Below are 17,861 nucleotides of genomic sequence, written 5' to 3'. Positions count from 1 at the left end.
GATCCCGGCGTTACAGGCAGCTGTTCCAGCGACCTGCTCTACCGCTCCGCTGCCAAGTCAGGCATGACCCCGACCCGGATGGGTAAAAACCTGAAACAAACTAACTTAGTTAACAGCTTCTTTCAGTGCTTTACCGGCTTTGAAACCTGGCTTTTTAGCAGCAGCGATTTGCAGCGTCTTGCCGGTCTGTGGGTTACGACCAACGCGAGCTGGACGATCAGTCACGGAGAAAGTGCCGAAACCAACCAGAACAACGGAGTCGCCGGCCTTCAGAGCGCCAGTGACGGATTCGATAACAGCGTCCAGCGCACGGCCAGCAGCAGCTTTCGGGATATCAGCGGATGCAGCGATAGCATCAATCAGTTCCGACTTGTTCACTCTAAGTCCCCTTATATCTATTTTGAGATGATTCTAAGTTTTTTGGTGAAAGCAAAAACGAGTGCTGAATGGCCTACAGACACTTAAGAGCCGCTTTATAACAAGGGCTCTAAAAAGCTGTCAAGGAAGCCCCCCAGGCAAAAACGTATTAATGCGTGCTAATTCTTTCCTTTGAATCAGACTCACGTTTTTCGTCCTTGGAAACTATCTCCGGAGCCACATCCGGCAAGGGCTCCGGCGCGTATTGCAGCGCAATTTGCAGGACCTCGTCAATCCATTTAACCGGTTTAATCTGCAGATCCTGCTTGATATTGTCAGGAATCTCCTTCAGATCGCGCACGTTCTCTTCCGGAATAATCACAATCTTGATTCCACCGCGGTGAGCGGCGAGCAGTTTTTCCTTCAGACCACCGATTGCCAGCACTTGACCACGCAGGGTGATTTCGCCAGTCATGGCGACATCGGCGCGCACCGGAATCCCGGTCAATGCCGATACCAATGCCGTGCACATGCCTACACCCGCGCTTGGACCGTCTTTCGGCGTCGCGCCTTCCGGCATGTGAATGTGGGTGTCGCGCTTCTCGTGGAAGTCCAGCGGAATGCCCAGACTCTTGGCACGGCTGCGCACAACAGTCAGGGCTGCAGTGATCGATTCGACCATTACATCGCCCAACGAACCGGTCTTGATCAGTTGACCTTTGCCCGGAACCACAGCCGCTTCGATGGTCAGCAATTCGCCGCCCACCTGCGTCCACGCCAGGCCAGTCACCTGACCGATCTGATCCTGCTGCTCGGCCAGACCGTAGCGGAATTTACGTACACCCAGGAAATGCTCCAGCAGATCAGCTGTCACTTTTACCGAGAAGCGTTTTTCCAGCGCATGCTCTTTCACAGCCTTGCGGCAGACCTTGGCGATCTGACGTTCGAGGCCACGCACACCGGCTTCCCGGGTGTAGTAACGGATGATGTCGCGGATCGCTTCCTCGTCGAACTCCAGCTCACCCTTCTTCAGACCGTTGGCGGCGACCTGCTTCGGCGACAGGTACTTGACGGCGATGTTGATCTTTTCGTCTTCGGTGTAACCCGGCAGACGAATGACTTCCATCCGGTCCAGCAGTGCTGGCGGGATGTTCATCGAGTTCGAGGTGCACAGGAACATCACATCGGACAAGTCGTAATCGACTTCCAGGTAGTGATCGTTGAAGTTGTGGTTCTGCTCCGGATCGAGCACTTCCAGCAACGCCGACGCCGGGTCGCCGCGCATGTCGCTGCCCATTTTGTCGATTTCATCGAGCAGGAACAGCGGGTTGCGCACGCCCACTTTTGTCATCTTTTGAATCAATCTTCCCGGCATCGAACCGATGTAAGTCCGGCGATGACCACGAATTTCCGCCTCGTCACGCACGCCACCCAGGGCCATCCGCACGAATTTGCGGTTAGTGGCGTGTGCAATCGACTCCGCCAGCGAGGTTTTACCCACGCCAGGAGGACCGACCAGGCACAACACCGGGCCACGGATCTTCTTCACACGTTTTTGCACGGCGAGGTATTCAAGGATGCGTTCCTTGACCTCTTCAAGGCCGTAATGATCGGCATCGAGAATGTCTTCCGCACGCGCCAGGTCGAGGCGTACCTTGCTCTGCGCCTTCCACGGCACCTGCACCAGCCAGTCGATGTAGGAGCGCACCACGGTGGCTTCAGCGGACATCGGCGACATCTGCTTGAGCTTGTTCAGCTCGGCAGTGGCTTTGGCCAGGGCATCCTTCGGCAGGCCGGCCGCATCGATGCGCTTTTTCAGCTCTTCGATTTCGTTGTGACCTTCGTCACCGTCACCCAGCTCTTTCTGAATGGCTTTCATCTGCTCATTCAGGTAGTACTCGCGCTGGCTGCGCTCCATTTGCTTTTTGACGCGGCCGCGAATGCGTTTTTCGACTTGCAGCAGATCGATCTCAGCATCCAGCAAGGCGAGCACGTGCTCGACACGGGCTGACAGGTCGATGATTTCGAGGATTTCCTGCTTCTGCTCGATTTTCAGCGCCATGTGCGCGGCCATGGTGTCGACCAGACGCCCCGGCTCATCAATGCTGTTGAGCGACGACAGGACTTCAGCCGGGACTTTCTTGCCCAACTGCACATATTGTTCGAACTGCGACAGCAGGCTGCGCACGAAAACTTCCGATTCGCGCTCGGCGGCGTCGACTTCGTCGATCAGCGAGACTTCGGCACGGCAATGCCCGTCGACTTCGCTGAAGCGCTCTACAGCACCGCGCTGCTCACCTTCGACCAGAACCTTGACGGTGCCGTCTGGCAGCTTCAGCAGCTGCAGCACCGTTGCAATCGTACCTACGCGATAGAGAGCGTCTTCACCGGGATCATCGTCAGCCGGGTTTCTCTGGGCCAGCAGCAGGATCTGCTTGTCGCCCGTCATCGCGGCCTCGAGGGCTTCGATGGATTTCTCGCGCCCCACGAACAGCGGGATAACCATGTGCGGATAAACCACGACATCACGCAATGGCAGGAGAGGCAATTCGATGGTTGTCTTCATGATTTCGCCTCTACGGCGGCCATATGGCCGTAATCAGATGGAATTAAGCTTGAAACCAAGATGGGGGCTGCCTTGAAAAAAAACAAGCGCAAAGCGGATGTAAAAAACGACATAAAAAAAAAGAGGCCCGAAGGCCCCTTCTTTGTTCCGGCAGTATGGACACTTACGCGTCCGGCGCTGCCTTGGCCGTCGGCTCACTGTTTTCGTAGATATACAGTGGCTTGGACTTGCCTTCAATCACGCTTTCATCGATGACGACTTTGCTCACTTCAGACTGCGAAGGGATTTCGTACATCGTGTCGAGCAGCACACCTTCGAGAATCGACCGCAGGCCACGGGCACCGGTTTTACGCTCCAGAGCACGCTTGGCGACCGATTTCAGTGCGTCGGTCCGGAATTCCAGATCCACGCCTTCCATCTCGAACAGCTTGGCATACTGCTTGGTCAGAGCATTTTTCGGCTCGGTGAGGATCTGCATCAGCGCAGCCTCGTCGAGCTCGTCCAGCGTCGCAAGCACCGGCAGACGACCGACGAATTCCGGGATCAAACCGAACTTGACCAGATCGTCAGGCTCGACTTCACGCAGGGATTCACCGACTTTCTTGCCTTCTTCCTTGCTGCGCACTTCTGCGTTGAACCCGATGCCGCCCTTGGTGGAGCGGTTTTGAATAACCTTTTCCAGACCGGAGAACGCACCACCGCAGATGAACAGGATGTTACGGGTGTCGACCTGCAGGAATTCCTGCTGCGGATGCTTGCGGCCACCTTGCGGCGGAACGGAAGCAACCGTGCCTTCGATCAACTTGAGCAAGGCCTGTTGCACGCCTTCACCCGAAACATCGCGGGTGATCGACGGGTTGTCGGACTTGCGGGAAATCTTGTCGATTTCGTCGATGTAGACAATGCCCATCTGGGCCTTTTCCACGTCGTAATCACACTTTTGCAGCAGTTTCTGAATGATGTTCTCGACATCTTCACCTACGTAGCCAGCCTCGGTGAGGGTGGTGGCGTCGGCGATGGTGAACGGAACGTTCAGCAGGCGGGCCAGTGTTTCGGCCAGCAGGGTTTTACCAGAGCCTGTCGGGCCGATCAGCAGGATGTTGCTCTTGCCGAGTTCGACGTCGTCAGCCTTCTTGTCACGCTGGTTCAGACGCTTGTAGTGGTTGTACACCGCTACGGCCAGAACCTTTTTCGCACGCTCCTGACCGATTACATACTGGTCAAGGATGCCGCTGATTTCTTTAGGCGAAGGCAATTTATGCGCGCTGCTTTCGGCCTGTGCTTCCTGCACCTCCTCGCGGATGATGTCATTGCACAAGTCGACGCACTCGTCGCAGATAAAGACCGAGGGGCCGGCAATCAATTTGCGTACTTCATGCTGGCTTTTGCCACAGAAGGAGCAATAGAGCAGCTTGCCGTTGTCCTCGCCGTTGCGGGTGTCAGTCATTCGTTCGATCCAAATCCGATAGGCTTGCAACACAAGATGAAGGCTATTGCGGGCTTTTTCAAGCCCGCTGGTGGTCGGACCTGCCGACCCACCTTATTTTGAGCTGCTTATTTTACGCAGGACGCTGGTTGATGACTTCGTCGATCAGACCGTATTCCTTCGCAGCTTCTGCACTCATGAAGTTGTCGCGGTTGGTATCGCGCTCGATTTCTTCAAGCGTACGACCGCTGTGCTTGGCCATCAGCGTGTTCAGACGCTCGCGGATGAAGAGGATTTCCTTGGCATGGATTTCGATATCCGAGGCCTGGCCCTGGAAACCGCCCAGCGGCTGGTGAATCATCACACGCGAATTCGGCAGGCAGAACCGCTTGCCTGGAGCACCGGCCGTCAGCAGGAATGCACCCATGCTGCACGCCTGACCAATGCACGTCGTCGATACGTTTGGCTTGATGAACTGCATGGTGTCGTAGATCGACATGCCCGCTGTCACCGAACCGCCCGGGGAGTTGATATAGAGATGGATGTCCTTGTCCGGGTTTTCCGCTTCAAGGAACAGCAATTGCGCACAGATCAGGTTGGCCATGTAGTCCTCTACAGGACCCACCAGAAAGATTACGCGCTCCTTCAGAAGGCGCGAGTAGATGTCATAGGCGCGCTCGCCACGAGCAGATTGCTCGACAACCATCGGGACCAGGCCGCCGGCGGCCTGGATATCAGAGTTCTGCTGAATATACGAATTACGGAACATGCTCTGCAGTCACTCCCAAATAGTTATGTCTTGAATACGCATAAGCCAGCTCGAAGGCTGGCTTATGTGTGTACTTCTTAACGCAAAAACAATCAGTCGGCTTTTGGAGCTTCTACCGGCTTGACCGCTTCTTCGTAAGAGACCGATTTGTCGGTCACGCTAGCTTTCTGCAGAACAGTATCCACAACTTGTTCTTCCAGCACAACCGAACGGACTTCGTTCAGTTGCTGCTCGTTCTTGTAGTACCAGGACACAACCTGCTCAGGTTCCTGGTAAGCCGAAGCCATTTCCTGAATCATTTCACGAACGCGGGCTTCGTCAGGCTTCAGGTCGAATTGCTTGACCACTTCAGCCACGATCAGACCCAGCACTACACGGCGCTTGGCTTGCTCTTCGAACAGCTCGGCCGGCAGTTGATCAGGCTTGATGTTGCCACCGAACTGTTGAACAGCCTGCACGCGCAGACGGTCAACTTCGTTGGACAGCAGAGCCTTAGGCACTTCGATCGGGTTGGTGGCCAGCAGACCGTCCATTACCTGATTTTTTACCTTGGACTTGATGGCCTGACGCAGCTCACGCTCCATGTTCTTGCGAACTTCGGCGCGGAAACCGTCGATGCCGCTTTCCTTGATGCCGAATTGAGCGAAGAACTCTTCGTTCAGCTCTGGCAGCTTAGGCTCGGACACGGTGTTTACAGTCACGGTGAACTCGGCGGTTTTGCCGGCCAGGTCCAGGTTCTGATAGTCCTCAGGGAAGGTCAGGTTCAGAACGCGCTCTTCGCCCGCCTTGGCGCCAACCAGGCCTTCTTCGAAGCCCGGAATCATGCGACCGGAACCCAGCACCAGCTGAGTACCCTTGGCGGAGCCGCCGGCGAATGCTTCGCCGTCAACCTTGCCAACGAAATCGATGTTCAGCTGGTCTTCGTTCTGGGCAGCGCGATCGGCCACTTCAAAACGGGTGTTCTGCTTGCGCAGGATGTCCAGCATCTTGTCCAGATCAGCGTCAGCCACGTCAGCGCTCAGGCGCTCGACAGTGATGCCGTCGAAACCGGCAACGGTGAACTCAGGGAACACTTCGAATACGGCAACGTATTCCAGGTCCTTGCCAGCTTCCAGCGACTTCGGCTCGATCGAAGGCGAACCGGCAGGGTTCAGCTTCTGCTCAACCACGGCTTCATAGAAGGAGGACTGGATGACATCACCAACAGCTTCCTGACGAGCGTCAGCACCGAAACGGCGCTTGATTTCGCTCATTGGCACTTTGCCTGGACGGAAGCCAGCAATCTTGGCCTTTTGGGCAGTCTGCTGCAGACGCTTGTTGACCTGGCTCTCAATGCGCTCAGCCGGCACGGTGACGCTCATGCGGCGCTCAAGAGCAGTAGTATTTTCAACAGAAACTTGCATGGATATTCCTCGTTGCACAGACGTTAGCCGGCCGTTTCCGACCCCAGAATCAAGGGCATGCATTCTAGTGGGTCAAACTCAAGAAGTCACCCTACTGAAAACGGGTAAAAAAACAGCAGGCCATTTATAGGTGTGAATGCAGCAATGCATTCCACCCCGAAGACGAATAAAGACCATCACGCCAGGGCTCTGCTTCAACCGCTTCTATATATAGAAGAGACTGCGAGCCATCTCCCTGACGGCCGATCCAGCGAACATGGCCGGTGGTCGACACGCAGGCTGCAAGCCCGTAAACACGACGAAACGCCCTGCCCTTCGACCTGAAACCCAGCACAACAAACCACAAACCGTAAAACAAAAAAGGCGCCAGACTGTTAAATCTGGCGCCTTTCGAAATATGGGGTGGACGATGGGGATCGAACCCACGACAACGGGAGTCACAATCCCGTGCTCTACCAACTGAGCTACGCCCACCATATTGCGTCACAAAAAAGCCATTCAACTTCTTTGCTGAACTTCATCAGGCCTGCGGCAAGAATGAAGCTTTAATTGGTGCGGATGAAGAGACTCGAACTCTTACGCCTCGCGGCGCTGGAACCTAAATCCAGTGTGTCTACCAATTCCACCACATCCGCAGATGAAGCTTTTAAAGCAAAGGCGCCAGACTGTTACATCTGGCGCCTTTCGAAATATGGGGTGGACGATGGGGATCGAACCCACGACAACGGGAGTCACAATCCCGTGCTCTACCAACTGAGCTACGCCCACCATATCGCGCTACTTGTGCCAAAGCTGCCTAATGGCGCACCCGGCAGGACTCGAACCTGCGACCATCCGCTTAGAAGGCGGATGCTCTATCCAGCTGAGCTACGGGCGCCTTATTAATCTGTACTCTTGGAGGACTACAAACTAAATGCTTTCCAGCCTCGCAGAACGCTAATTCCGCTCAACCTTCTTAACCAGTGCTAGGCTGTGCCCGACAAGTGCGACGAATAGTATAGAGCGCTCCCAAGGTCGTCAAATCCTTTTTGAAAAAAATTCATTTAATTAAAGGAGTTAGGGGAATTTGCTGACCAAGCGCCTTTGCCCTCACCGTCTGACATGCGAGAATGCGTTCTCTTTTTTTCCCCTCTCGATGGTTAATCACGCGCAATGACTGCACAACTAATCGACGGCAAATCGATCGCCGCCAGCCTGCGCCAGCAGATCGCCCAACGAGTTGCCGAGCGTCGCCAGCAAGGCCTGCGCACTCCCGGCCTCGCGGTGATCCTGGTCGGCAGCGATCCTGCCTCTCAGGTTTATGTCTCGCACAAGCGTAAAGACTGTGAAGAGGTAGGCTTCCTCTCTCAAGCCTACGACCTGCCCTCCGACACCACTCAAGAAGCGCTGACCGATCTGATCGATCGCCTCAACGACGACCCGGCCATCGACGGCGTGCTGCTGCAACTGCCCCTGCCCGAGCATCTGGACGCGTCCAAATTGCTGGAGCGCATCCGCCCGGACAAAGACGTCGATGGCTTTCATCCTTATAACGTCGGCCGCCTGGCCCAGCGCATCCCGCTGCTGCGTCCGTGCACTCCGAAAGGCATCATGACCTTGCTGGAAAGCACGGGGGTGGACCTTTATGGCCTGGACGCGGTAGTGGTGGGTGCCTCCAACATCGTCGGGCGCCCGATGGCAATGGAACTGCTGCTGGCCGGTTGCACCGTGACCGTCACCCACCGCTTTACCAAGGATCTGGCCGGCCACGTCGGTCGCGCCGATCTGGTGGTGGTCGCCGCCGGCAAGCCGGGCCTGGTCAAGGGCGAGTGGATCAAGGAAGGCGCGATCGTTATCGACGTCGGCATCAACCGTCAGGACGATGGCAAGCTGGTCGGTGACGTGGTGTACGAAACCGCTCTGCCCCGCGCCGGCTGGATCACTCCGGTGCCGGGCGGTGTTGGCCCGATGACCCGCGCCTGCCTGCTGGAAAACACCCTCTACGCGGCAGAAACCCTGCACGCCTGAGAGGTTTTTCCGCGATAAAAGAACCCCGCTTTGTGCGGGGTTTTTTGTATCTGAGAAAAAACACTAACCGTTCGCCGGAAACCCCTCTTTTTACAGGCCTTTTCACGAGATTTTCAGGTCATTCAAACAACCATCGACAGATCTTCAGCCATACTCCTAGAATGCGACGCTTTGAAGAAATAACCCGTTACAAACTAACGGAATATCCAACCTTTATGAGTTCGCCCGCGTGAAAATTCGTCTTTCGATCCTGAGCCTGGTTTTTGCTTTTTCAGGCACATTCGTCACGCCAACCGTCAACGCCGCCGAAACCACTGCTGCGCCACGCGATGCTTCGCAACTGAAGATCGCCTCCGGCAGCGCCCTGCTCATGGATTTGCAGACCAATAAAGTCATCTATTCGAGCAACCCGGACGTGATCGTACCCATCGCGTCGGTCAGTAAGCTGATGACCGGGCTGGTGGTCGTTGAAGCGCACCAGAACATGGACGAATGGATCGACGTCGACATCAGCCACACGCCGGAAATGAAAGGCGTGTTCTCCCGAGTCAAACTGAAGAGCGAACTGCCGCGCCGGGAAATGTTGCTGATTGCCCTGATGTCCTCGGAAAACCGTGCAGCCGCCAGCCTTGCGCATCACTACCCTGGCGGTTATGCAGCCTTCATCGCGGCGATGAATGCCAAGGCCAAGGCACTGGGCATGACCAACACCCACTATGTCGAACCGACCGGCTTGTCGGAACGTAACGTTTCCACCGCCCGCGATCTGAGCAAACTGTTGGTGGCCGCGAGCAAGCACCCGATCCTCACTGAACTGACGACCACCAAGGAAAAAACGGTGTCGTTCCGTAAACCCAACTACACCTTGGGCTTCCGCAACACCGATCACTTGGTGAACAAGGCCGACTGGGACATCAAAATCACTAAAACCGGCTTCACCAACCCGGCGGGTCATTGCCTGGTGCTGGTGACACGGATGAGCAACCGCCCGGTTGCCCTGGTGATTCTCGATGCGTTCGGCAAGTACACACACTTCGCCGATGCCAGCCGTATCCGCAGCTGGATGGAAACCGGTCGCAGCACCAACGTCCCGGCAGTGGCCCAACAATACAAGGCCGAGAAAAACCTCAAGGCGCGCCAGAGCGGCGTGGTCGAAGCCTCCAAGTAGTTCGCGAAACAAAAAAAGCCCCGACATTTCGGGGCTTTTTAATGCCTGCGTCTCAGTCATTGGGCAGCGGCATCTGTTCGTCATCGGGAATGCCGTCACCGGCACTCGGGTCGCGATGCTGCTCCGGGGTCAGCACATTAGGCCGGGCCAATGGATCACGCAGCGGGCTGTCCGGATCCAGTACCGGGTCTACGTCATCCTCAGGCGTGGTCGGCACGCTGTCCGGTTTTTTATCGTCAAAGCTGGAATCGGTACTCATACGCACCTCACTTAGGGTTTCAGGTCAGCCAACGGATCGTAAGGCTTGGCCGGACGCTTGCTGTCTTCGCCGGTTTCCACGTCCTTCGGCGCCTTGGCAGGGCCGACCGGATCAACCTGCGGGTCGTCGAGATCCGGGGAATCCGGATCGAAACCCAGATCATGACCGGACGAATGCTCGCTTGAGTGTGGGCCTTTCGGGGATGGGGAATCTGCCATGCTCGCCTCCTGATTCACCCGCACATTCGGGCTCTATCGTTAAGAGGCGTGCCGGGCGTGAGGGTGCCCGGCAAATGACGAACGGAGACTTAATGTGCAGCCAGAGCCTTTTTGGCTTGCTCCGCTTCACGTTCCTGCCCGGCCTGCGCCAACTCATCGGCCGCCTTTAGCCAGCGCTGACGATCAACCTCGGCGGGAATCTGCGAGGGCTTTTGGATCAGCACGGCCCAACCGCCCGACTTTTCGAACGCCGACTCGAAGGAACTGAAACTCATGAGTTCGCGGCGATTCATTCCGGCGCGCAACAATACTTTCTGTTTCAAGCGGTCGTAACCGGAAAGAATGGCGTAACGCGGTTCAGCCCAGAACGCCGAGCCTTCGCTAAAGCGCACCATCACCGGATATCCGGCCGCGACCTGGGTGAGCAAGGCTGGCAGGTTCTTGTCCAGCGGATAGACCACCATGCCGTAATCGCGGGCCAGGTTCTGCAGATTCTGCTGCAACTGATCCTGTGCACCCGGCAGCTGCAACGGTTTTTCCAGCAGCCCCGGCGTGATCATGATGCCCTGCTGCGACAACAGACTGGCCAGCACTTGCGGACCACTCTGATTGGCTTCACCGCGATAGAACGTACCGCTGAGTTCGACCCGCTCCGGCAGGCGCTTGACCTGCGGCGCGACAGTGCCCGCACACCCCGCCAATACAGCCGCGCAACCGGCCACCAGCAACGCCCCTCGCAATCGAGTCAATACCTGCACCATTGTCACTCTCTGATCAGACGCCGGTCATCGTGTTCCGGCAACGCCTGCGATCATAGGGCGACGCACGGCTGCGGTATAGCCTTAAACCGCAGACCGATCGATTGCATAGAGCGAACTGATTGGTCATCACCGACCTTTGGTCAATAGTCTGAAACACCCCATTGTCTAGACTGTCACTGAAACAGAGCGAATTGAAAAAGTGTGTGCCCGACGCAGGGCAAAGAGGAGGCACCGATGAGCCTGACCATGACCATCGTAATGTTGATAGCCGGCTGGCTGGCCGTTGCCAGCGCCATGCTGTGGGGCGTGCTGCGCATTGCGCGACGCCATCATCATCCGGTCGATTCGACCCCGAATCACAAGCCAGAAAAGCACCGCCACGCGACTGCGCACTGACAGGTCAGTTGATATAAAACCTCTGCAGGAGCTGCCGAAGGCTGCGATCTTTTGAGTCTTGCTCTAAAAAATCAAAAGATCGCAGCCTTCGGCAGCTCCTACATAAGGCACAAGCCGTATGGCATGAGGCATAAGCAAAAAGGCCGGCTGAACTCGATGAGTCCAGCCGGCCTTTTGGTTTGCTGCAGATTAAGCCTGCTGAGCCAGCTTCTTCTGCTTCGCCCGGCGCGACATCATGTTCAGCACTTCAATCGCTGCCGAGAAGGCCATGGCCGCGTACACATAACCTTTCGGTACATGGGCACCGAAGCCTTCGGCGATCAGCGTCATGCCGATCATGATCAGGAAGCCCAGGGCCAGCATCACCACTGTCGGGTTGTCGTTGATGAACTTGGCCAGCGGCTCCGCTGCGAACAGCATCACCATTACCGAGACCACCACCGCGATCACCATGATCGGCAAGTGTTCAGTCATGCCCACCGCAGTAATGATGCTGTCGATGGAGAACACCATGTCCAGCATCAGGATCTGACCGATTGCGGCAGCGAAGCCCAGGGTCACGGTCGAAGTCGCCGTTTTCGGGTCTTCCGGGGCCGGGTCCATGCTGTGATGGATCTCGGTCGTGGCTTTCCACACCAGGAACAGACCACCGGCAATCAGGATCATGTCTTTCCAGGAGAACGCCTGGCCCATGATTTCGATTACAGGTTCGGTCAACTGCACGATGAAAGCGATGGTGCTCAACAGGGCCAGACGCAGGATCAGCGCCATGCCGATACCGATGCGGCGCGCCTTCTGCCGATGCTGCACAGGCAACTTGTTGGTCAGGATCGAAATAAAGATCAGGTTATCGATGCCGAGCACGATTTCCATCACCACCAGTGTGGCCAAAGCAACCCAGGCGGCGGGGCTGGCGGCGAGTTCTAACAGATATTCCATGGGTCAGTCCTGACTCTTGTGTGACGGTTTAGATGGTCTTGGAGGAAGATTCGGATTTTTCCGCGTCTTTTTCCGGTGCTTCTTTTTTCTCGATCAAGCCGCCCGTGGCGTCGCTGAGCGCTTGTTCAGCAGCTTTGTGCGTATCGTCGATCGCCTGTTTGGCGCTTTCAGCGGCCTTGCCCATCAATTGCTGGGCACTTTTCTCGGCCTGATCGCAACCGGCCATGAGCAGTAAAGACGTAAACATCAATGCAGGGATTGTGTATTTCATGAGACTTCCTTCGAATGAACAGACAGGGTCACAGACCACCCGTCGATGGCTGGGCATTCTAGGGAGACAAACACTTCAGGAAAATTCGTATTTTTAGCGGCTATACTTCGGCTTTAACGAACTATGACCATCAGTGTAGAAGCTGCCGAAGGCTGCGATCTTTTGATTTTTTAAAGCAAGATCAAAAGATCGCAGCCTGCGGCAGCTCCTACAGGGGGGGGTAACCTTAGAGTGCTGAATTACCGACAACTGCATTACTTCTGGGTGGTCGCCAAAACCGGCAGCATCGTGCGTGCCTGCGAGCAACTCAACCTCACACCGCAAACCATCAGCGGGCAGATTTCGCTGCTCGAACAAACCTACGGTATCGAACTGTTTCAACGGGTCGGCCGCCAGCTGGAACTGACCGAAGCCGGACGCCAGGCCCTGCCCTACGCCGAGCAGATGTTCCAGTTGGGCGGCGAACTGGAGTTGATGCTGCGTGCCCAGCCCAACGAACAGCAGATCCTGTTTCGCGTCGGCGTGGCCGACGTGGTGCCCAAGTCCATCGTCTATCGGCTGATCGCGCCGACCATGGAGTTGCACGAACCGCTGCGCATCACCTGCCGCGAAGACAAACTCGAACGCCTGTTGGCGGACCTGGCCATCCAGCGTCTGGATCTGGTGATTTCCGACAGCCCGATGCCGTCGCACCTCGACATCAAGGGCTACAGCCAGAAACTCGGCGAATGCGGGATCAGTTTTTTCGCCACCGCGCAATTGGCGGCGCAATACGGGCAGGACTTTCCGCGCAGCCTCAACGGCGCACCTTTGCTGATTCCCGGCGCGGAAACCGTGGTGCGCAGCCGTTTGCAGCGCTGGTTTGCCGAACAGCAGATCCAGCCACAAATCGTTGGGGAATTCGATGACAGCGCCCTGATGCAGGCCTTCGGCCAATCGGGCAGCGGGATTTTCATCGGTCCGAGCGTGATTGCCGATGAAGTCAAACGCCAGTACGGCGTCGAGGTGATTGGCCAGACCGACGCGGTGACCGAGTCGTTCTATGCCATTTCCGTGGAACGCAAGGTCAAGCACCCCGGCATCGTGGCGATTACCGAAGGTGCCCGACGCGAGCTGTTTACCGCGTTATGAGGTCTGGGCGCAGTCTTCGCGCGGCTTGAGCGTCATCAAGACCATGGCGAGGAATACCGACAACAGAATGAATCCGGCAGCGGCGAAGCCGAGAAAGCTCAGGCCAGCACTGTCGATCACCCGCCCGCCGATCATCGCGCCCAGGCCAATACCGAGGTTGGCGCCGGCGATGTTCAGCGACGCGGCAAACGCAGGCGCTTGCGGCGCGGCTTTCATCAGGCGCACATGGCTGACCAGAAACAGCGCCGCCTGGGTGATTCCCCAGATGCCCATGGCCACCGCCAGGCCCAGCGTCGAGTGAATATTCGGCACCAGCGAGACCATGCCGGCAATCATGAACGCGCAGAACAGCACGGACGCCCCCAACGGATGACGATCCACTGCACGCCCGCCCAGCGAGTTGCCGATCAGCCCGACCGCACCGAAGCCCATCAGGCACCAGCCAACCACGGTGCCGTTAAAACCCGCCAGACGCTCGAGAATGTCGGCCAGATAGGTGTAGGCGGTGAACATGCCGCTGAACACCAGGATCGACAACAGCACATGGCCGAGCATCAGCGGGCTGCGCAGGATCTTGAATTGCGAGCTGAAGCTGACCTGATGCTGATGCAGGCTGGTTTTCGGCAGATAAACAAACAGCAGCAAGGCCTTGGCAAAAGCGATCACCGCCAGAATCGCGAACGCACTGCGCCAGCCGAACGCATCGGAAATCAACGTGCCCACCGGAATGCCGAACACCGTCGCGCAAACAATGCCGAAGCCGATCTTGGCAATCGCGCGGCCGGCGTGATCCGGGCCGACGATGTCCACCGCTGTCTCGCTGGCCAAGGCCCAGAACACCGGCAGGCCGAGGGCCGGGATCAAGCGCGCAATGGCCATGACCCAGATGTTCGGCGCCAGCGCGGCAACGGTGTTGGCCAGGCCGAACATGATCAGGATGGTGATGAACAACTTGCGCCGCTCGAAGCGGGCGAAATAGGCGGTCAAAAACGGGCCGAACATCGCCACCGTGAAAGCGAATAGCGTCACCAGCAGGCCGGCCTGAGGAATGGTAACCGCCAAGTCTCGGGCAATGGCCGGCAACAGGCCGACGATGACGAATTCCGTGGTCAGCACCGTGAATCCGGCAGCGGACAACAGAAGAATGGGCAACAGCATGAGCAACTCCAGCAAAACGACGACACCAGCGATGACCGGAAGGCCCGCTGGCAACGATTAAAATGAGGATGGCGAATCTTAACAGAGTGTTTCAGCAGTGACTTGCATAAACCTGCCGACTTGGCGATCAATCCGGTGGCAGATCGTCACAGGCCTGAAGGATAACGCCTACGCTGTGATAAAGTCCGCGCCCTGAAAAACGTACACCCTGTTCAGCGCCCCGTTTAACAGCGTTGATCGCGCGTCAGCCCTTTCGGTTCGTGCCGGTGACCTGCCCCCTTGATGTATCACCGGTTTCACGCAACCTTGCACCCTATAAAAAATCAGAGATGCCGTTATGACCGCTTCATCCCCTTCTGTACTGCAACGCCTGAAAAACCTCAGTCTGGTCACGCAGATCCTGATCGGCCTGATCGCCGGTATCGCTCTGGCGTTGTTCGCCCCGGAAGCGGCAAAAGGCTCGGCGTTCATCGGCAAAGTATTTGTCTCGGCGCTGAAAGCCGTGGCGCCGATTCTGGTGTTCGTACTGGTAATGGCGTCGATTGCCAACCACAAGCACGGTCAGGAAACCCACATCAGACCCATCCTGTTCCTGTACCTGCTCGGCACTTTCGCCGCAGCCGTGGTCGCGGTGGTTGCCAGCATGGCGTTTCCCTCGCATCTGGTGCTGTCCACCGACAATGTGGCAGTCACCGCGCCGGGCGGCATTGCCGAAGTGCTGCAAAGCCTGCTGTTGAGCGTGGTCGACAACCCGGTCAGCGCGCTGATGAATGCCAACTTCATCGGCATTCTGGCCTGGGCGATCGGCATGGGTGTCGCGATTCGCCATGCCGGCGACACCACGCGCGAGGTGCTGGGCGACCTGTCCAACGGCGTGACCGTGATCGTGCGCGTAGTGATTCGTTTCGCCCCACTGGGCATTTTCGGTCTGGTGGCGTCTACCCTCGCCACCTCGGGCTTCGGCGCGCTGATCGGTTATGCGCATCTGCTGGCCGTGCTGTTGGGCTGCATGCTGTTTGTGGCGCTGGTGATGAACCCGCTGATTGTGTTCTGGAAGCTGCGCCGCAACCCGTACCCGCTGACCCTCAAGTGCCTGCGCGAAAGCGGCATCACTGCCTTCTTCACCCGCAGTTCGGCAGCGAACATTCCGGTCAACCTGGAACTGAGCAAGCGCCTGGGCCTGCATGAAGACACTTACTCGGTATCGATCCCGCTGGGTGCGACCATCAACATGGCTGGCGCAGCGATCACCATCACCGTGCTGACCCTGGCTGCCGTGCACACGCTGGGGATTGCCGTGGACATCCCGACCGCGATCCTGCTCAGCGTCGTCGCGGCGATCTGTGCCTGTGGCGCCTCGGGCGTGGCCGGTGGCTCGCTGCTGCTGATTCCGCTGGCGTGCAGCCTGTTCGGCATTCCCAGCGAGATTGCCATGCAGGTGGTGGCGGTGGGTTTCATCATTGGTGTGCTGCAGGACTCGGCGGAAACAGCGCTGAATTCGTCCACTGATGTGCTGTTTACTGCCGCGGCTTGCTTGGGTGAAGAGGCGAAAGTTCAGCGCTCAGTCTAAAGATCAAAAGATCAAAAGATCGCAGCCTGCGGCAGCTCCTACATGAGGAATGCGTTTCCCTGTAGGAGCTGCCGCAGGCTGCGATCTTTTGCTTTATCCAATAAAAAGCCCGCCAAGGTGTGAACCTTGGCGGGCTTTTTTGTAGCTGGGTGTTTTAGTACGCGCCCATGTAATCGCGTTTACCCACTTCAACACCGTTGTGGCGCAGCAGCGCGTAGGTGGTGGTGACGTGGAAGAAGAACTGCGGCAGACCGTAGCTCAGCAGGTAAGCCTGACCGCTGAAGCGCTTCTCTTTCGGCGTGCCCGGACGGGTCACGATCTCGATGCCTTCCTTGCCGTTGATCTGCTCCGGCTTGATCTCGCCGATGTAGGCCAGCACCTTGGCGATCAGCGCCTGCAGTTCGGCGAACGTGGTTTCAGTGTCGTCATACTTCGGGATTTCGACTTCGGCCAGACGCGAGGAAACGCCCTTGGCGAAGTCGACGGCGATCTGCACCTGACGCACCAGCGGGAACATGTCCGGGTACAGGCGCGCTTGCAGGAAGGCGTTCGGGTCGATGTTTTTCTCGGTGGCGTGGGCTTCAGCCTTTTTCAGGACATCGCTCAGGGCGTTGAGCATTTGTTGAAAAACCGGGACGGATGCGGCGTAAAGGGAAATGGTCATGGCAGTCTCGTGTGGTGGCTGGGTGGAACGTGGAGGCGATTATAGCCATGCTTGATGACCACACGGCTTGCCTTTTGTTAGCCAAGGATTAGGCTAGGCGCCTTCGACTGCTGAGGGAACGCGCGATGACCACCGAACTTGCAACCACCACCGACGAACCACGGCTCAACGCCACGGAAATCCGCATTCTGGGTTCGTTGATCGAAAAACAGGCCACCAGCCCGGAAACCTATCCGTTGACCCTCAATGCATTGGTGCTGGCCTGCAATCAGAAGACCAGTCGCGAGCCAGTGATGAACCTGACTCAGGGCCAGGTCGGCCAGAGTCTGCGGGCGCTGGAAAGCCACGGTTACACCAAACTGGTCATGGGCAGTCGCGCTGATCGCTGGGAGCATAAGCTCGACAAGGCGCTGGAGCTGGTGCCGGCCCAGGTGATTCTCACCGGTTTGATGTTCCTGCGTGGTCCGCAGACAGTGAATGAGTTGCTGACCCGCAGCGGCCGCATGCATGATTTCGAAGATGCCGAGCAGGTGGTGCATCAACTTGAACGCCTGATCGCCCGTGGGCTGGCGGTGTTGATCCCGCGTCAGGCCGGACAACGCGAAGACCGCTACACCCATGCACTGGGCGATCCGGCGGACATCGAGGCGATCCTGGCGGCGCGGCAGAATCCTGGGGAGCGCGCGACCAGCGGCGTTTCCGTCGAGCGCATCGAAGAGCTGGAAGCACGGATTGCCGCACTGGAAGAGCGCCTGGCGCGCCTTGAATAACCCCCAAAATCCTACGTGGGAGCGAGCT

Annotated in this window: 18 protein-coding genes and 4 tRNA genes; 6 read left to right on the top strand and 16 right to left on the bottom strand. The window is 57.3% G+C overall.

Going from position 1 to position 17,861, the window contains the following annotated elements:
• Window positions 1–105 precede the first annotated feature (105 nt).
• The 9 genes from ACM6HV_RS03910 to ACM6HV_RS03870 form a co-directional block, all read right to left on the bottom strand.
• On the bottom strand, window positions 106–378 hold the full coding sequence (locus ACM6HV_RS03910) for an HU family DNA-binding protein (protein WP_008077714.1): 273 nt from the start codon (window positions 376–378) through the stop codon (window positions 106–108).
• Window positions 379–526: 148 nt separating this feature from the next.
• Window positions 527–2,923, bottom strand: coding sequence for an endopeptidase La (gene lon, locus ACM6HV_RS03905; protein ID WP_414903554.1), 2,397 nt, complete (start codon window positions 2,921–2,923; stop codon window positions 527–529).
• Window positions 2,924–3,086: 163 nt separating this feature from the next.
• Window positions 3,087–4,370 (bottom strand): ATP-dependent Clp protease ATP-binding subunit ClpX, encoded by a 1,284-nt coding sequence (gene clpX / locus ACM6HV_RS03900; protein WP_003223632.1) that lies wholly within the window; start codon window positions 4,368–4,370, stop codon window positions 3,087–3,089.
• 112 nt (window positions 4,371–4,482) lie between these two features.
• Window positions 4,483–5,118, bottom strand: a complete 636-nt coding sequence (clpP, locus tag ACM6HV_RS03895) for an ATP-dependent Clp endopeptidase proteolytic subunit ClpP (RefSeq protein ID WP_007951559.1) — start codon at window positions 5,116–5,118, stop codon at window positions 4,483–4,485.
• A 92-nt stretch (window positions 5,119–5,210) separates the two neighbouring features.
• Window positions 5,211–6,521 carry a trigger factor gene (gene tig / locus ACM6HV_RS03890; protein WP_414903553.1) on the bottom strand — a complete coding sequence of 437 codons (1,311 nt, stop codon included), beginning with the start codon at window positions 6,519–6,521 and terminating at the stop codon, window positions 5,211–5,213.
• 398 nt (window positions 6,522–6,919) lie between these two features.
• A tRNA-His gene (locus ACM6HV_RS03885) sits at window positions 6,920–6,995 on the bottom strand.
• Window positions 6,996–7,071: 76 nt separating this feature from the next.
• A tRNA-Leu gene (locus ACM6HV_RS03880) sits at window positions 7,072–7,156 on the bottom strand.
• A gap of 57 nt (window positions 7,157–7,213) precedes the next feature.
• A tRNA-His gene (locus ACM6HV_RS03875) sits at window positions 7,214–7,289 on the bottom strand.
• Between the two features lie 32 nt (window positions 7,290–7,321).
• A tRNA-Arg gene (locus tag ACM6HV_RS03870) sits at window positions 7,322–7,398 on the bottom strand.
• Window positions 7,399–7,673: 275 nt separating this feature from the next.
• Here ACM6HV_RS03870 and folD point away from each other — a divergent pair.
• Window positions 7,674–8,528: a bifunctional methylenetetrahydrofolate dehydrogenase/methenyltetrahydrofolate cyclohydrolase FolD gene (folD, locus tag ACM6HV_RS03865; RefSeq protein WP_041074114.1), complete on the top strand. Its 855-nt coding sequence runs from the start codon at window positions 7,674–7,676 to the stop codon at window positions 8,526–8,528.
• A 229-nt stretch (window positions 8,529–8,757) separates the two neighbouring features.
• Complete coding sequence (gene pbpG, locus ACM6HV_RS03860) at window positions 8,758–9,696, top strand: D-alanyl-D-alanine endopeptidase (RefSeq protein WP_041074112.1); 939 nt, start codon at window positions 8,758–8,760, stop codon at window positions 9,694–9,696.
• A 52-nt stretch (window positions 9,697–9,748) separates the two neighbouring features.
• On the opposite strand, the gene ACM6HV_RS03855 is transcribed toward pbpG, so the two are convergent.
• From ACM6HV_RS03855 to ACM6HV_RS03845, 3 genes are all read right to left on the bottom strand, one after another.
• Window positions 9,749–9,955 (bottom strand): hypothetical protein, encoded by a 207-nt coding sequence (locus ACM6HV_RS03855; RefSeq protein WP_414903552.1) that lies wholly within the window; start codon window positions 9,953–9,955, stop codon window positions 9,749–9,751.
• Window positions 9,956–9,966: 11 nt separating this feature from the next.
• Window positions 9,967–10,173 (bottom strand): DUF6021 family protein, encoded by a 207-nt coding sequence (locus ACM6HV_RS03850; protein ID WP_041074110.1) that lies wholly within the window; start codon window positions 10,171–10,173, stop codon window positions 9,967–9,969.
• 89 nt (window positions 10,174–10,262) lie between these two features.
• The gene (locus ACM6HV_RS03845; protein ID WP_041074108.1) at window positions 10,263–10,934 is read right to left on the bottom strand and encodes a lipoprotein; all 672 of its coding nucleotides are present in this window, start codon (window positions 10,932–10,934) and stop codon (window positions 10,263–10,265) included.
• Between the two features lie 234 nt (window positions 10,935–11,168).
• Here ACM6HV_RS03845 and ACM6HV_RS03840 point away from each other — a divergent pair, with 234 nt between their 5' ends.
• Window positions 11,169–11,330: a hypothetical protein gene (locus ACM6HV_RS03840; RefSeq protein WP_174377378.1), complete on the top strand. Its 162-nt coding sequence runs from the start codon at window positions 11,169–11,171 to the stop codon at window positions 11,328–11,330.
• Between the two features lie 189 nt (window positions 11,331–11,519).
• Here ACM6HV_RS03840 and ACM6HV_RS03835 read toward each other — a convergent pair whose 3' ends face one another.
• Both ACM6HV_RS03835 and ACM6HV_RS03830 read right to left on the bottom strand, forming a co-directional pair.
• Entirely contained in the window at window positions 11,520–12,269 is a 750-nt protein-coding gene (locus ACM6HV_RS03835; RefSeq protein ID WP_041074106.1) for a TerC family protein, read from the bottom strand.
• A gap of 28 nt (window positions 12,270–12,297) precedes the next feature.
• Window positions 12,298–12,540 (bottom strand): hypothetical protein, encoded by a 243-nt coding sequence (locus ACM6HV_RS03830; RefSeq protein ID WP_025108906.1) that lies wholly within the window; start codon window positions 12,538–12,540, stop codon window positions 12,298–12,300.
• Between the two features lie 231 nt (window positions 12,541–12,771).
• On the opposite strand from ACM6HV_RS03830, the gene nhaR reads away from it, so the two are divergent.
• Complete coding sequence (gene nhaR, locus ACM6HV_RS03825) at window positions 12,772–13,671, top strand: transcriptional activator NhaR (protein WP_145596531.1); 900 nt, start codon at window positions 12,772–12,774, stop codon at window positions 13,669–13,671.
• On the opposite strand, the gene ACM6HV_RS03820 is transcribed toward nhaR, so the two are convergent.
• Window positions 13,666–14,829 carry an MFS transporter gene (locus ACM6HV_RS03820; RefSeq protein ID WP_414903551.1) on the bottom strand — a complete coding sequence of 388 codons (1,164 nt, stop codon included), beginning with the start codon at window positions 14,827–14,829 and terminating at the stop codon, window positions 13,666–13,668. The genes nhaR and ACM6HV_RS03820 overlap by 6 nt on opposite strands.
• A 337-nt stretch (window positions 14,830–15,166) precedes the next feature.
• On the opposite strand from ACM6HV_RS03820, the gene sstT reads away from it, so the two are divergent.
• Entirely contained in the window at window positions 15,167–16,399 is a 1,233-nt protein-coding gene (gene sstT, locus ACM6HV_RS03815) for a serine/threonine transporter SstT (RefSeq protein ID WP_414903550.1), read from the top strand.
• A 154-nt stretch (window positions 16,400–16,553) separates the two neighbouring features.
• Here the strand turns inward: sstT and ACM6HV_RS03810 are convergent, their stop codons facing one another.
• Window positions 16,554–17,063: a DUF1993 family protein gene (locus tag ACM6HV_RS03810; RefSeq protein ID WP_007965386.1), complete on the bottom strand. Its 510-nt coding sequence runs from the start codon at window positions 17,061–17,063 to the stop codon at window positions 16,554–16,556.
• A gap of 125 nt (window positions 17,064–17,188) precedes the next feature.
• On the opposite strand from ACM6HV_RS03810, the gene ACM6HV_RS03805 reads away from it, so the two are divergent.
• Window positions 17,189–17,833 carry a YceH family protein gene (locus ACM6HV_RS03805; protein WP_047291562.1) on the top strand — a complete coding sequence of 215 codons (645 nt, stop codon included), beginning with the start codon at window positions 17,189–17,191 and terminating at the stop codon, window positions 17,831–17,833.
• The last annotated feature ends 28 nt before the right edge of the window (window positions 17,834–17,861 follow it).

The sequence above is a fragment of the Pseudomonas sp. IT-P260 genome, assembly GCF_949768395.1.
GTDB classification, from domain to species: Bacteria; Pseudomonadota; Gammaproteobacteria; order Pseudomonadales; family Pseudomonadaceae; genus Aquipseudomonas; species Aquipseudomonas parakoreensis.
The sequence above is the reverse complement of the archived record's forward strand: the minus strand, read 5'-3'. Positions and strand labels throughout refer to the sequence as shown.

Coding starts and splice junctions, on each gene's coding strand:
- ACM6HV_RS03840 (WP_174377378.1), top strand. CDS start 11,169: ATGAGCCTGACCATGACCATCGTAATGTTGATAGCCGGCTGGCTGGCC.
- ACM6HV_RS03850 (WP_041074110.1), bottom strand. CDS start 10,173: ATGGCAGATTCCCCATCCCCGAAAGGCCCACACTCAAGCGAGCATTCG.
- folD (WP_041074114.1), top strand. CDS start 7,674: ATGACTGCACAACTAATCGACGGCAAATCGATCGCCGCCAGCCTGCGC.
- sstT (WP_414903550.1), top strand. CDS start 15,167: ATGACCGCTTCATCCCCTTCTGTACTGCAACGCCTGAAAAACCTCAGT.
- clpX (WP_003223632.1), bottom strand. CDS start 4,370: ATGACTGACACCCGCAACGGCGAGGACAACGGCAAGCTGCTCTATTGC.
- ACM6HV_RS03835 (WP_041074106.1), bottom strand. CDS start 12,269: ATGGAATATCTGTTAGAACTCGCCGCCAGCCCCGCCGCCTGGGTTGCT.
- lon (WP_414903554.1), bottom strand. CDS start 2,923: ATGAAGACAACCATCGAATTGCCTCTCCTGCCATTGCGTGATGTCGTG.
- clpP (WP_007951559.1), bottom strand. CDS start 5,118: ATGTTCCGTAATTCGTATATTCAGCAGAACTCTGATATCCAGGCCGCC.
- ACM6HV_RS03830 (WP_025108906.1), bottom strand. CDS start 12,540: ATGAAATACACAATCCCTGCATTGATGTTTACGTCTTTACTGCTCATG.
- ACM6HV_RS03855 (WP_414903552.1), bottom strand. CDS start 9,955: ATGAGTACCGATTCCAGCTTTGACGATAAAAAACCGGACAGCGTGCCG.
- tig (WP_414903553.1), bottom strand. CDS start 6,521: ATGCAAGTTTCTGTTGAAAATACTACTGCTCTTGAGCGCCGCATGAGC.
- ACM6HV_RS03805 (WP_047291562.1), top strand. CDS start 17,189: ATGACCACCGAACTTGCAACCACCACCGACGAACCACGGCTCAACGCC.
- ACM6HV_RS03810 (WP_007965386.1), bottom strand. CDS start 17,063: ATGACCATTTCCCTTTACGCCGCATCCGTCCCGGTTTTTCAACAAATG.
- ACM6HV_RS03845 (WP_041074108.1), bottom strand. CDS start 10,934: ATGGTGCAGGTATTGACTCGATTGCGAGGGGCGTTGCTGGTGGCCGGT.
- ACM6HV_RS03820 (WP_414903551.1), bottom strand. CDS start 14,829: ATGCTGTTGCCCATTCTTCTGTTGTCCGCTGCCGGATTCACGGTGCTG.